14 protein-coding genes are annotated in these 13,301 nt (G+C 61.8%); 8 read left to right on the top strand and 6 right to left on the bottom strand.

What is annotated here, in order from left to right:
* Positions 1-8: 8 nt before the first annotated feature.
* Positions 9-929, top strand: a complete 921-nt coding sequence (locus AS026_RS15430) for a diacylglycerol/lipid kinase family protein (protein ID WP_018116286.1) — start codon at positions 9-11, stop codon at positions 927-929.
* Positions 930-972: 43 nt separating this feature from the next.
* On the opposite strand, the gene AS026_RS15425 is transcribed toward AS026_RS15430, so the two are convergent.
* The 3 genes from AS026_RS15425 to AS026_RS15415 form a co-directional block, all read right to left on the bottom strand.
* Positions 973-1,854 (bottom strand): MBL fold metallo-hydrolase, encoded by an 882-nt coding sequence (locus AS026_RS15425; protein ID WP_025661115.1) that lies wholly within the window; start codon positions 1,852-1,854, stop codon positions 973-975.
* 190 nt (positions 1,855-2,044) lie between these two features.
* Positions 2,045-2,734 carry an HAD family hydrolase gene (locus AS026_RS15420; RefSeq protein WP_025661116.1) on the bottom strand — a complete coding sequence of 230 codons (690 nt, stop codon included), beginning with the start codon at positions 2,732-2,734 and terminating at the stop codon, positions 2,045-2,047.
* A gap of 120 nt (positions 2,735-2,854) precedes the next feature.
* The gene (locus AS026_RS15415; protein ID WP_062370477.1) at positions 2,855-3,541 is read right to left on the bottom strand and encodes an ArsR/SmtB family transcription factor; all 687 of its coding nucleotides are present in this window, start codon (positions 3,539-3,541) and stop codon (positions 2,855-2,857) included.
* A 72-nt stretch (positions 3,542-3,613) separates the two neighbouring features.
* On the opposite strand from AS026_RS15415, the gene AS026_RS15410 reads away from it, so the two are divergent.
* The 4 genes from AS026_RS15410 (at position 3,614) to AS026_RS15395 (ending at position 6,230) form a co-directional block, all read left to right on the top strand.
* On the top strand, positions 3,614-3,943 hold the full coding sequence (locus AS026_RS15410) for an NIPSNAP family protein (RefSeq protein ID WP_062370475.1): 330 nt from the start codon (positions 3,614-3,616) through the stop codon (positions 3,941-3,943).
* The gene (locus AS026_RS15405) at positions 3,940-4,293 is read left to right on the top strand and encodes an antibiotic biosynthesis monooxygenase family protein (protein WP_062370473.1); all 354 of its coding nucleotides are present in this window, start codon (positions 3,940-3,942) and stop codon (positions 4,291-4,293) included. The genes AS026_RS15410 and AS026_RS15405 overlap by 4 nt, the downstream gene beginning before the upstream one ends.
* A gap of 161 nt (positions 4,294-4,454) precedes the next feature.
* Positions 4,455-5,585, top strand: coding sequence for a site-specific DNA-methyltransferase (locus tag AS026_RS15400; protein WP_018116427.1), 1,131 nt, complete (start codon positions 4,455-4,457; stop codon positions 5,583-5,585).
* A 177-nt stretch (positions 5,586-5,762) separates the two neighbouring features.
* The gene (locus AS026_RS15395) at positions 5,763-6,230 is read left to right on the top strand and encodes a DUF6790 family protein (protein ID WP_018116428.1); all 468 of its coding nucleotides are present in this window, start codon (positions 5,763-5,765) and stop codon (positions 6,228-6,230) included.
* Here AS026_RS15395 and AS026_RS15390 read toward each other — a convergent pair.
* From AS026_RS15390 to mutY, 3 genes are read right to left on the bottom strand one after another with little or no spacing between them, the layout of a single operon-like run.
* A complete protein-coding gene (locus AS026_RS15390; RefSeq protein ID WP_062370471.1) occupies positions 6,218-6,583 on the bottom strand; it encodes a nuclear transport factor 2 family protein in 366 nt (121 codons plus the stop codon). The two genes, AS026_RS15395 and AS026_RS15390, sit on opposite strands and share 13 nt — an antisense overlap.
* 2 nt (positions 6,584-6,585) lie before the next feature.
* Positions 6,586-7,194 carry an HAD family hydrolase gene (locus tag AS026_RS15385; protein ID WP_025661122.1) on the bottom strand — a complete coding sequence of 203 codons (609 nt, stop codon included), beginning with the start codon at positions 7,192-7,194 and terminating at the stop codon, positions 6,586-6,588.
* A 3-nt stretch (positions 7,195-7,197) separates the two neighbouring features.
* The gene (gene mutY / locus AS026_RS15380; RefSeq protein WP_062370469.1) at positions 7,198-8,289 is read right to left on the bottom strand and encodes an A/G-specific adenine glycosylase; all 1,092 of its coding nucleotides are present in this window, start codon (positions 8,287-8,289) and stop codon (positions 7,198-7,200) included.
* A gap of 97 nt (positions 8,290-8,386) precedes the next feature.
* Here mutY and AS026_RS15375 point away from each other — a divergent pair, with 97 nt between their 5' ends.
* The 3 genes from AS026_RS15375 (at position 8,387) to AS026_RS15365 (ending at position 13,268) form a co-directional block, all read left to right on the top strand.
* Complete coding sequence (locus AS026_RS15375; protein ID WP_018116432.1) at positions 8,387-8,875, top strand: DUF721 domain-containing protein; 489 nt, start codon at positions 8,387-8,389, stop codon at positions 8,873-8,875.
* Between the two features lie 160 nt (positions 8,876-9,035).
* On the top strand, positions 9,036-9,728 hold the full coding sequence (locus tag AS026_RS15370) for a DsbA family protein (protein ID WP_062370561.1): 693 nt from the start codon (positions 9,036-9,038) through the stop codon (positions 9,726-9,728).
* 78 nt (positions 9,729-9,806) lie between these two features.
* Complete coding sequence (locus tag AS026_RS15365; protein ID WP_062370559.1) at positions 9,807-13,268, top strand: chromosome segregation SMC family protein; 3,462 nt, start codon at positions 9,807-9,809, stop codon at positions 13,266-13,268.
* Positions 13,269-13,301 lie beyond the last annotated feature (33 nt).

The following is a 13,301-nucleotide window of genomic DNA, read 5'->3' as shown; positions in this document are numbered from 1 at the left end:
CAGATCGCTTGAAAATCGGCATCGTATTGAATCCGGCGTCGGGTCGACGCGGAAAGAAGCTGTTCTGGTCGGCGCTGCGGCGCGCCATAGAGGCGAGATTTACCAATCTCAGCCTGCGTGAAACCAAGGGGCACGGCGATGCCGAACGGTTCGGGCGCGAACTGGCGGATGACGGCGCCGATCTGGTGATCGCCGTCGGTGGCGACGGGACGATCGGCGAAGTGGCCGGCGGCATTTTGAAGTCGCATCGGCCGGGCACGGCCTTCTCCTTTATTGCGACCGGCACCGGATGCGACTTCGCACGCAATTTTCCGGTGTCACGCGATCCTGCTACGATCGCCAACCGCCTGACCTCTCCAACGGTACGGCAGATCGATGCCGGATTGCTCACCTGCGACGACGAGGATGGGGACACCGTCAGCCGCCACTTCGCCAACATCGCGAGCTTCGGCGTTTCCGGTCACATCGTGCAGGCCGTCAACGAGGCGCCCAAGGGCAGGCGTCTGCCGGGACCGATGGTCTTCTTCTTCCACAGCCTGCTTCAAATCCTGCGTTACACGCCACGCGACATCCGTCTCAGGCTGGACGGCGAGGATATCTATGAAGGGCCGATCACCGCGGTTGCCGTTGCCAACGGCGCATGGTTCGGCGGCGGCATGAAGGTCGCTCCGGATGCCGATGTTGCCGATGGCCTGTTCGACGTAGTCATCATCCGCGGCGCCGGCAGGCTGAAGGTCCTGACGCTGATGAACAGCATCTACAGCGGCGGCCATCTGAAAAGCCCGCTCGTCAGCATCCATCGCGCAAGGCTCGTCGAGGCTTGGCCGATCGGCAGGGAGCCGGTGCCGATCGACAGCGACGGCGAAGCCCCTGGGCAGCTTCCGGCGCGCTTCGAGATTATGGTCGGTGCGCTAAGCCTAAAAATCTAGCAATTGCAGGATAACAAAGGGACGATCGGCAAGGCCGTGGCTCTCATGCGACGTTCAACCCTTCCAGGCGTGCTTGAATCGTCGCCCCGAGATTGGTTTCGTGAAACGTCTCGTAGAATGCCACCGCTTCCGGCGACATGTCGGCCGGGATGGCCACGAAATCCTGAAGTCGAAGGCTCACCAATTTTCCCAATTCCGGGTTTGCGAGTTCAGTCGCGCTTAGGTTTTCGACCCGGGCCGCCAGTGCTCGGAAATAAGACAGGTTGTCGTCAACAGTGGACGGCGAGATCGTCCGTCCATGTGCGGGGATGACGAACTTGGGGTGCAAGTCGCGGATCCGTTCGAGCGATGAACAGATCAGCCGAAGGTCGTTGGAGCTTTTACTCCAGACCTCCGGAATGGGCGTCTCGACGGCGTCGGCAGCCAGGCAGACACGGATCTCCGGAAACCAGATGGCAACATGGTCAGGCGTGTGCCCCGGTGTGTGGATGAGCTCCAGAGTGAGGTCGCCGCCATGAAGGGCCATCGAATCTGAAAAGGTGATATCGGGCGCGATGAGTTCGACGTTTCGGAACCGCGGCTCCTCACGCATCTTCTCGTCCAGAACTTGACGGCAGGAAGTGTCGCTCAGACGTGCACGCGCAGCCGTGTGGGCAATGATCGGGGCCTTGCCGGCAATCGCGGCGTTGCCCCAGAAGTGATCCCAGTCCATGTGGGAATTGACAACGATGAGAGGACGAGCGCGCATGTCCTCGTCAAGCAACTCCAATGCCATCCGGCATAACTCAGGCGTTCCGAGAGTGTCGACGAGGACGTTGAATCTCTCTGTGCGGACGAAGACGGCGTCAACCTCTTCTCCCGCCCTGAGGATGGAAATCCGATCGTCGAGTTCGGGATGGGTGCACAATTCCACGGAAATAGTCATGCGAGACAACCAGCATTCAGACACAGACAGTTACTTTGATAGCTGAATGAGTTCGTTCTGTCGCGATGCTATGCGGGGACCCCGGTCCCCATAGCAAGATCGGTCGCAGAGTTTCGACTCTGCGACCGATCTTGTAGCTGAACTTCAAATGGGGACTGTTCCGGCGGCTGCTGCTCGAGAGTAACCGGAGTTACACTGCGCCTTCCCACTCGGCGAGCGCGGCGACGACGCCGGGCAGATCGTTCATGCGGGAGATGACGGTTTCAGCGCCGGCATCGGTCAGCTTGTCGGCATGTGACGGATAGGTGTGCGAGGCACCGGTAAAGCCGATGACTCGCATGCCTGCTGCGCGTGCGGCGTGGATGCCGTGAACGGAGTCTTCGACCACGACAACACGCTCGGTCGAAACGCCCATCTGCTCGGCGCCGTGCAGGAAGATATCCGGCTTCGGCTTCACGCGATCGGCCCCGAGATCCTTTGCCGAGAAGATGTGGGGCGCGAAGAGGCGCTTCAGGCCGACTTTGCCAAGCATCATGTCGAGGCGCGCGGTGCTGGAGTTGGAGCAGATGCAGCGCTTCAGCTTCAGACGCGAAAGAGCGGCTTCGACGCCCGCTATCGCCTGCACGTCTTGCTCCAGGCGCATATCGAGGAGCCTCTCGGACTTGTCGAGCAGCGAGGCTGATATCGGGATGCTGGCCTCGCGCTCGACCTGGAAGAGAATATTCTGCCACGTCATGCCGGCGAAGCGTTCGCCCATTTCTTCGATGCTGATCGGATAGCCTGCTTCGGTGAGAAGCTTGGATTCGACATCCGCAGCGATGATTTCCGAATCGACCAGAACGCCGTCGCAGTCGAAGATAATGAGGTCGAAGCCTTCCATTTACTCACGCCTTGTTTGGGATGATGCCCCTTTACACGATGCCTCGCAGAAGCTCAACCGACAGCGGGGCATGGCTGGATTGCGTGTCGCGGGCGGCTTCGATTTTACGGGTGTTCGCGGCTATTTGGTGGCTGGAAACAGTGCAAGAAACTGCCGTTCGCCTTCCGGGGAAAAGACCACGGAGCGGCTTTCCGCCGTGCGGCGGGCCCAGCCCTTCTCGAGGAAATTCGAAAGCAGGGCCTTGCCGAGGCTGCCGGCGAGGTGCGCCCGCCGTTCACTCCAATCCAGACAGGAGCGGCAGAGCGGCCGACGCGACGATTTCAGGGCGTGGACGTCGATTCCGATAGTTTTGAGCTCGGTTTCGCCGCTCTCCGTCAGGGCAAGACCGTCGCCCATGGCATCGATCGCTCCCTTGGCAATCAGGCTGTCGAGCATGCGAACGCCGTAGTCGCCGGCGAGGTGATCGTAGCAGATGCGGGCCTTGCGCAATGCCGGTTCCTTTGGCCCTGGCTTATGGCGCAGATGGCCGCGCCCTGCCGCAAAGCCCATGATGCTCTCCAGGAACTTGCCGACGCTGTCATCCGCCAGCGTGAAATAGCGATGGCGGCCCTGTTTGCGCTGCACGAGCAGATTGCCCGCTTCCAGCTTGGCAAGGTGCGTGCTCGCCGTCTGCACGGTAACACCGCCCGCCGCTGCAAGCTCGGTCGCCGTCAGCGCCTTGCCGCCCATCAATGCAGTCAGCATGTTGGCGCGGGCGGGGTCGCCGATCAGTGCGCCGATCTGAGCTATATCAGGTCCTTCCTTCATACTTCGATCATAACCGAAGCATCGTCGTCGGACAATGTGCGAAAACTATCTCCAGACAACAAGGAGACGACGATGATTACTTGCTTCATCCGCTACGAGATCGATCCGTTCAAGAAGGAAGCCTTTGCCGAGTATGCCCGCAACTGGGGCCAGGCGATCCCGCGCAACGGTGCAGACCTGATCGGCTATTTCGCACCGCATGAGGGTTCGGTCACGACGGCTTACGGCGTGTACAATATCGAAAGCCTCGCCGCCTACGAGGCCTATCGCGCCCGTCTTGCCGCCGATACGCTCGGCAAGGAAAACTACGAGTTCGCCAAACGCGAACGTTTCATTCTCAAGGAAGATCGTATCTTCCTCAAAAACACTTCCCTTCCTCATGCAAAGCTGGTGATGCCATGATCGCTGTTATCTTCGAAGTCCTGCCCTTCATGGGCGAACGCCACACCTATCTCGATCTCGCCGGCGAGCTTCGCGGTGAACTGGAAAAGATCGACGGCTTCATCTCGATCGAGCGCTTCGAAAGCCTCACCAATCGTGGCAAGCTGCTTTCGCTTTCCTTCTGGCGTGACGAGGAGGCTGTGAAGACGTGGAGAAACCTGGAGGCGCACCGCGCCGCCCAGCACGCCGGCCGCAACGGGGTCTTCGCGGACTATCGGCTGCGCATCGGCCACATCGTCCGCGACTACGGCATGAATGACCGCGGCGAAGCGCCGGCGGATAGCCGCAAGGTGCACGACGAGGCGGCCTAACGAGAGCAGCCGGAAGGGCAGGGGCCTCTGCCCAACTCCTTCGGCGCCAAAGCGCCTGCGACTTATTTTCCCGAAATCGCTCATGCCTTCAGGCTTTGGTAACCAAACTGAGTAACCATAACAGACAGTAAAAAGCGTAATGTGTATGAGCGAGTTTCCAGATGGCGTCAGTATTTCCGCTTGCCGATCTCAAGGCCTCCGCAAAGCCGGGCTCCTGGATCGACACGATCATCAAGGGCGATTGCGTTGCTGCCCTTGAAGCCCTGCCGAACCACTCCGTAGACGTAATTTTCGCCGATCCGCCGTACAATCTGCAGCTTGGCGGCACGCTGCATCGTCCCGATCAATCGCTGGTCGATGCCGTCGATGACGAGTGGGATCAGTTCGCCTCGTTCGAAGCCTATGACGCCTTCACCCGCGCCTGGCTGCTCGCGTGCCGCCGTGTCCTGAAGCCGACGGGCACGATCTGGGTGATCGGCTCCTATCACAATATCTTCCGCGTCGGCGCCACGCTGCAGGATCTGAACTTCTGGATCCTGAACGACATCGTCTGGCGCAAGACCAACCCGATGCCGAACTTCAAGGGCCGTCGTTTCCAGAACGCGCACGAGACGATGATCTGGGCGAGCCCGAACGCCAAGGCCAAGGGTTACACCTTCAACTACGACGCCATGAAGGCTGCCAACGACGACGTGCAGATGCGTTCCGACTGGCTGTTTCCGATCTGCAGCGGCAACGAGCGCCTGAAGGGCGACGACGGCAAGAAGGTGCACCCGACGCAGAAGCCGGAAGCGCTGCTTGCCCGCGTCATCATGGCTTCCTCGAAGCCCGGCGACATCATCCTTGACCCGTTCTTCGGCTCCGGCACGACGGGCGCCGTCGCCAAGCGCCTCGGCCGCCACTTCGTCGGCATCGAGCGCGAGCAGGACTACATCGACGCGGCCTCCGCCCGCATCGAAGCGGTGGAGCCGCTGGGCAAGGCTGAACTCACCGTCATGACCGGCAAAAAGCAGGAAGTCCGCGTGGCGTTCAACGTGCTGGTCGAAAGCGGCCTGATCAAGCCCGGCCAGGTGCTGACTGATGCGCGCCGTCGCTACAGTGCGATCGTTCGTGCTGACGGCACGGTCGCCTCCGGTGGCGAGGCCGGCTCCATTCATCGCCTTGGGGCAAAGGTCCAGGGCCTTGATGCATGCAACGGATGGACATTCTGGCACTTCGATGACGGGCAGTCCCTGCGCCCGATCGACGAATTGCGGTCCGTGATCCGCAGTGATCTGGCAAAGGCGGAATGACGCGCGCCTCGACCTGATCGAGACTCCCTTCTTCCGGTGTTTTGTACCTCCAGTTACGGAAGAAGGCCTGGCGCCCGGGATCAACACCCCGGGCGCTCTTCATTTTGGCTCGCGCGGCAGCGCAATTCCGTGTCATGTATCGGCGGCTGATGATCTGAAAGAGGCAAGGACCCCGCCATGTATCTTGCGATCATACTGTTGCTGATGCTTGTCCTGCCGCTGGGTTCGGTTGCCGCCGAAGCCCATTGGAGCGCGGACGCCAACGTCGTCTTCCTCGTCGGGAAATGGTTCGTCTTTTGGGGTGTCGGCCTGCGACTGCTCGTGGCAAGCCTGAAGCAGATCATCAACCCGGCCTTCACTGCGGAGACGATCTTCGGTGTCACCGATCACAAGGCGCAGGCATTGGTGCAGGAGATCGGCTTCGGCAATCTCTCGATCGGCATGCTTGGCATATTCAGCCTCTTCGAGCCGCGGTGGATTGTCCCGGCAGCGATCACCGCCTGCCTTTTCTACGGGCTCGCCGGTCTGAAGCATCTTCTCGAGCGGCCGAGAAACAGGTCGAGGAAGATCGCGATGCTCTCCGACCTGTGGCTCTTCTTCGTACTCGCTTTTTATCTTTCCGCAGCGTTCTTTCAAAACGCCTGATAGTCCGTCACCTCGACGTGAGTGACACGACCGTCGTCGTTGAAGGTGATCGTCTCTTCGCCTTCCCGGACGAGTGGCTTGCCCGTCTTGCTGTGCGTTGCGCGAACGGACCACACGGCGCGGCCGGCATTTGGGCTGACCTTCTCGACCAGCGTGTTGATTGCCGTCTGGTCCGGGTAGTCGTCGAAATACTTGCGGAAGGCGACCATGATCTCAGCCCGCCCCGACAGGCTTCCGACCCCGTTCGAGACATAGGTCGCGTCGTCCGCGAAATAGTCCTCGATCATATCGAAGTCGAGCGCGTTGATCGCGCCGTGAAAGCGTTTGATTTCCTCAACCGGATCGAATGCCATCGTCAGAGCCTCACGCCGCGCGCTGCAAGATCGGCGCGCAGCTTGTCGGCGCCGGTGAAGAGAACCGCATCCCAGCCGGCCGCCTTGGCGCCTTCGACGTTGGGGGCGGAGTCATCGATGAAGATTGTCGCCGCCGGATTGAGGCCGAAGCTCTTGGCGTGTGTTTCGTAGATCGCGATGTCGGGCTTGATGAGACCGACGTCGCCGGAAACGGTAACGCCGCGCGGCTTCGTCAGGAACGGAAAGCGGACCTGCGCTTCGCGGAAGGTGTCGGAAGCGAAGTTCGTCAGCATCGTCACGTCCTGGCCATCGGCAATCAGGCCTTCCATGATGGTGACGCTGTCGTCGTAGGAGAGGGGGACCATCTCGTGCCAGTATTTGCGGAAGGCCCGGATATGCTCCTCGCGATCCGGATGAACCTCGATCAGCAGGGCTTCAGCTTCCTCCCAGGTGCGGCCGCGATCCTGCTCGACGTTCCAGTCATGAGTGCAGACATTCTCGAAAAACCACTTGCGTTCGGCCTCATCGGGAATGAGGCGGCTGAACGGAATATTCGGATCGTAATGGATGAGTACTTTTCCAATGTCGAAGACAATATGGTCGATGGGCATCGATCAATCCTTGGCATGTTTGAACGCGAGCGGGATAGCCGCGGTGATTGCTTTTTTCATGACGGTCGGCAGTGCCCGCGAGTCAAGATTTGTAACCGGCTCCCACCAACCGTTATCCGTTTGAATTCGCGAGGGGATCGCGACGCGGTAAATCGACAGCCTGAGCTCGAAATGGGTGAAGACGTGGGTGATGGTCCCGCAAGGCTCCCAGGCAGCCGGGAAAGGCGCAGCATCGGCCGAGGTTTCCCCGTCCTGCCGCGCCGTCCAGTTGGTCGTCGGCACTTCCGTCATGCCGCCGAGCAGGCCGCTCTCGGTGCGCCGCCGCAACAGAACGTCACCATCCGCGGTGACCGCAATAAAGGCTGCGCCCTGGCGGAGCGGCTTTTCCTTCTTGGCAGCCTTGACCGGAAAGTGCTCGGGATCGTGCAGGCGCAGCGTCTCGCAGGATCCCCTGAAGGGACAGAGCGAACAGGCGGGCCGCTTCGGCGTGCAGATCGTGGCGCCGAGATCCATCATTGCCTGCGCAAAGTCGCCGGGCCGATCCTGCGGCGTCAGCAGAGCCACCTTCTGTTTCATCAATGGTTTGGCAGCGGGTAGGGGCGTAGCGATCGCGTAAAGGCGCGAGATCACCCGCTCGACGTTGCCATCCATCACGGCTGCCTGCCGGTTGAAGGCTATCGCCGCCACCGCGGCCGCCGTATAGTCCCCGATGCCGGGAAGCGACTTCAGCCCCTCCTCGGTATCTGGAAAGATGCCGTTATGATCGGACGCGACGGCCTCGGCGCATTTCTTGAGGTTGCGGGCGCGGGCGTAGTATCCAAGCCCGGCCCAGGCCGCCATAACGTCTTCGCTGGCGGCATCGGCGAGGTCGCGCACGCTCGGCCAGCGTGCCAGGAAATTGGCGAAGTAGGGTTTCACCGCCGGCACCGTCGTCTGCTGCAGCATCACCTCGGAAAGCCAGACGTGATAGGGATCGGCCTTGATGCCGCGCGCCGCCATCGGCGGCGAGACGCGCCATGGCAGATCGCGATGGTGGCGGTCGTACCAGTCGAGAAGGGGCTTGGCGGCTGGCGCGTCCAGTGTCGTCGATGTCATCATTTGCCGTCGTGAGGGGAAGTGCCCTATACTTGGCGAAGCAATGCCGCGCGATCAAGGCAGTGGTGCCTGAACGCAGCGCGATCTGAAGGTTTCGATGAGTTATCCACGCAAAGGTGAAAAGCAGATCTCCGAATTGGCCAACGGGCTGATCGATCCCGTGCTGGCGCGCCGCGCCGGAATCAACACGGCGCTGCTCGGCTCGTGGGATGAAATCGCCGGTGCAGAGTTCGCCGACTGCACGCGTCCGGAAAAGATTGCCTGGGCGCGCGGCAACGACGAGGGCAGCTTTCGGCCCGGTGTGCTCACGATCGCCTGCGAGGGCGCACGCGCGCTGTTTTTGACCCATGCGCAAGGCGAGTTGATCCAGCGCGTCAACAGCTTCTTCGGATTTGCCGCCGTCCACCAGATCCGTATCGTCCAGAAACCCGTCTATCCGGTGGTGAAGCGCTCCCGCACGCCTCCTCCCTTGAAGGGGGCGGCTGCGGCAAAGCTGGAGGATATGATGGAGGGGATCGAGGGCGATAAGCTGCGCGAAGCCGTGAAGCGGCTCGGCACGGCCGTGCTGGGCAAGCGCGGTCGCTAACGCCTTCCAAGTGTTGGCCCTGCAATTCTGTCCGCAATTTAATCGGGCTGTCCAACCAAGGTCACAATTCTTTGAAGAAAGTTCGCGAGCCGTGTCTTGTTCAGGACTTCGAGGCGCTATATCGGACTCACAGCCACTACTCTCATTTATGGGGACCTTCATGCCGATTTCTGAAATGCAACTGACGAAACGCCAGCTTCTGGGCGGCGTGGCTGCCGCGACCGCGACCCTGGCGGTTTTCAGTAGCGCGCATGCCGCTGTCGAAGTGCCTCAGCCCGATGGCGAGGTCGACATGGCCGCCGTGCTGAAGCCGGGCGCGCTGCCGGAAATGGTGCTTGGCAAGGAAGACGCCCCGGTAACGATCGTCGAATACATGTCGATGACCTGCCCGCACTGCGCTCACTTCCACACGACGACCTTCGACGCGATCAGGAAGAAGTATGTCGACACCGGCAAGGTCCGCTTCATCATCCGCGAATTCCCCTTTGATCCGCGCGCCGCTGCCGCCTTCATGCTGGCCCGCTGCAATCCGCCGAAGCCGGAAGAAATGAGCACGCCGGAACAGTATTTCGCGATGGTATCCATGCTCTTCAAGCAGCAGCAGACCTGGGCCGCTGCCGATGACGGCCGCGCTGCACTGCTGCAGATGGCCAAACTTGCTGGATTTACTGAGGATAGCTTCACGAAGTGCTTGACGAACCAGAAGCTGCTGGATGAAGTGAACGCAACGCGGGAACGAGGTTCCAAGGAGTTTGGCGTGAATGCCACGCCGACGTTCCTCATCAACGGCAAGCGCTTTTCTGGAGACATGACGGTTGACACCATGTCGGCCCTTATCGACAGCCTGCTCTAATCTGAACCGTATCCGATCGACGGGCGACGGCGGAAGCCGTACGCCCGTCTTTTGCTTTATCAGGCGCGGGGACGCGGCATGAAGTTCAACAAGCTTCGCGTCGTCGGCTTCAAGTCCTTCGTCGAACCCACCGAATTCATCATCGAGCGCGGACTGACCGGTATCGTCGGCCCGAACGGCTGCGGCAAGTCGAACCTCGTCGAAGCGCTCCGCTGGGTGATGGGCGAGAATTCCTACAAGAACATGCGCGCGTCCGGCATGGACGATGTCATCTTCTCCGGCTCCGGCAATCGTCCCGCCCGCAACACCGCTGAAGTAGCACTCTATCTCGACAATGCCGAGCGTACGGCGCCCGCTGCCTTCAACGACAGCGACGAGATCCAGGTCACGCGCCGCATCGAGCGGGAGCAGGGATCGATCTACCGCATCAACGGCAAGGAAAGCCGCGCCAAGGACGTACAGCTTCTCTTTGCTGACGCCTCCACCGGCGCCCGTTCGCCGTCCATGGTCGGGCAAGGACGGATCGGCGAGTTGATCTCGGCAAAGCCGCAGGCCCGCCGCCAGTTGCTTGAAGAGGCAGCCGGCATATCAGGCCTGCATTCGCGCCGTCACGAAGCCGAGCTTCGCCTGCGTGCCGCCGAAAGCAATCTTGAACGTCTCGACGACGTGACTTCTCAACTGGAGAGCCAGATCGAGAGCCTGAAGCGTCAGGCCCGCCAGGCAAGCCGTTTCAAGTCGCTGTCCGCGGATATACGCGCCCGCGAGGCGCTTCTTCTGCACATCCGCTGGGTTCAGGCCAAGGAGGCCGAAGCCGAGGCCGATAGCGCGCTCAATCAGGCCACCGTCATCGTCGCCGAAAAGGCGCAGATGCAGATGGAGGCCGCCAAGGTTCAGGGCATTGCAAGCCTGAAGCTGCCGGAATTGCGGGACGCCCAAGCACGCGCCGCTGCCGCGTTGCAGCGCCTGCAGATCGCCAAGACCCAGCTCGAGGAGGATGCCAACCGCATCCTGCGCCGTCGCGACGAACTGACCCGCCGTCTTGCGCAGCTCGGCGAGGATATCCGCCGCGAGGAGCGGCTGGTTGCCGATAACGCCGAAATCCTGGCGCGGCTGGATGCCGAAGAGAGCGAGATCACTGAGATTCTTGCCGATTCCGGCCGTTTTGCCGAGGAGACACGCGAGGCCTTCGAGGAGGCTGCCGCAAAGCTCGCCGACAGTGAGCGCACTTTTACCGCGTTGACAGCCGAACGCGCCGAGGCTGCAGCCGGGCGCAACCAGCTCGAGCGCGCCATTCGCGACCTTGCCGATCGCAAGATGCGCCTTGAACGGCAGATGGATGAGGCCAACCGCGAGCTGTCGGCCATCGGGGAGAAGATTTCCAGCCTGCCCGATCCGGACGAGAAGCGGGACGTGGTCGAGGCGGGCGAGCAGGCTCTTGACGAGGCGGAAGCCGCAATCCAGGGCCTCGAGCAGGCCTTGGCCGCTGCCCGCCAGACCGAGGCTCTTTCCCGATCGCCTGTCGATCAGGCGCGTGCGAAGCTGAACGCCATCGAAACGGAAGCCCGGACCATTTCGCGCATGCTGGCTGCCGGTGCCGCGGCAGGCGAATTTGCACCGGTTGCCGATGAACTTCGCGTCGATCGCGGCTTTGAGACGGCGCTCGGTGCGGCCCTTGGCGACGACATCGAATCCCCGCTCGATCCTAAGGCGCCGGTGCATTGGTCCGGCCATGGTGACGGTGCCGCCGACCCGGCATTGCCGGCTGGCGCGACGCCGCTGATCGACCATGTGCGCGCTCCTGCGGCACTGATGCGCCGCCTGAAGCAGATCGGCCTCGTCTCCGGTTCGGATGCGGCAACCCTGATGAGGGACCTCAAGCCAGGCCAACGCCTGGTGACCAAGGAGGGCGCCGTCTATCGATGGGACGGCCATGTCACCGGCGCGGATGCGCCGAGTGCGGCGGCACTCCGGCTGGCACAGAAGAACCGGCTCGCCGAACTGGAAAGCGAAGCCGCGCTTGCCCGCGACATACTTGATGAAGCGGAGGAACGCCTGGCGAGTGCGGCCGATGCCATCCGACTTCAGGAACAGCGCCTCGCCGAGGCGCGCGAGAAGAGCCGTATATCCGCGCGGCAACTCGCCGAGGCGCGCGAAGCGCTGGCAGCGGCCGAGCGGGCCTCTGGCGATCTCATCCGCCGCCGTGATGTCATTACAGAATCTGTCAGCCAGCTTCAGATCCAGCTTCAAGATCTCTCGATCCAGGAAGAGAACGCCCGGATCGAGTTGGAAGACGCCCCTGATTTGACGGCGATCGACGTACGGCTTCAAGCGCAGCAGGCGGAAGTCGCGACCGATCGTGGCGCACTTGCAGAAGCGCGGGCACGCCATGAAAGCCTGAACCGCGAGAACGAAGCCCGTCAGCGCCGCATCATTGCCGTCGGGCAGGAGCGCGAGACCTGGCGCCAGCGCGCTGCCAGTGCCGAGGACCACATCGCGACACTTCGCGACCGCGAGGAGGAGGCGCGGGAGGAAGCGTCTGAGCTCGAAATGGCGCCCGATGAGTTCGACGACAAGCGCCGCGCGCTCTTGACCGAACTCCAGAAGGCCGAGGAAGCACGTCGCCACGCGGCCGATGTGCTTGCTGAAGCCGATCTCGTCCAGCGTGACGCCGACCACAAGGCCGCGACAGCGCTTTCCGAACTCGCCGAAAGCCGCGAGCGCCGCGGTCGCGCCGAAGAGCGGCTGGTCTCGGCGCGCGAAAAGCGACAGGAAACCGAGGCCCGAATTCGTGAGGCGCTGAACGTTGCGCCGCACGAGGCGCTTCGGCTTGCCGGACTTGAGTCGCTGCAGGCAGCACCCGATCTTCGCGAGGTCGAGCGCGAACTCGAACGCCTCAAGATGGAGCGCGAGCGCCTTGGCGCCGTCAACCTGCGCGCCGACGAAGAACAGAAGGAACTGAGCGGGAAGCTCGAGGCGCTGATCAAGGAACGCGACGACGTGATCGATGCGATCCGCAAGTTGCGTGGCGCGATCCAGAGCCTCAATCGCGAGGGTCGCGAGCGCCTGCTCGCCGCGTTCGACGTGGTCAACGGCCAGTTCCAGCGCCTTTTCACCCATCTTTTCGGCGGAGGAACGGCCGAACTGCAACTGATCGAATCCGATGATCCGCTCGATGCAGGCCTGGAAATTCTCGCCCGTCCGCCGGGCAAGAAGCCGCAGACGATGACGCTCCTTTCGGGCGGCGAGCAGGCGCTGACGGCAATGGCACTGATCTTTGCCGTCTTCCTGACCAATCCGGCCCCGATCTGCGTGCTGGACGAAGTGGACGCCCCGCTCGATGACCACAATGTCGAGCGCTATTGCAACCTGATGGACGAAATGGCTGCCTCCACCGAGACGCGTTTCGTCATCATCACACATAATCCGATCACCATGGCGCGCATGAACAGGCTGTTCGGCGTGACGATGGCGGAGCAGGGGGTATCGCAGCTCGTGTCGGTCGATCTTCAGACCGCCGAACAACTGCGCGAGATTGCCTGAGCCAAAGGCTGGGAAAAGCCCAAAAAAAGTCTG

Source organism: Rhizobium altiplani (assembly GCF_001542405.1).
GTDB classification, from domain to species: domain Bacteria; phylum Pseudomonadota; class Alphaproteobacteria; order Rhizobiales; family Rhizobiaceae; genus Rhizobium; species Rhizobium altiplani.
Note: the sequence above shows the minus strand (reverse complement) of the source record. Positions and strands in the feature narration are given on the sequence as shown.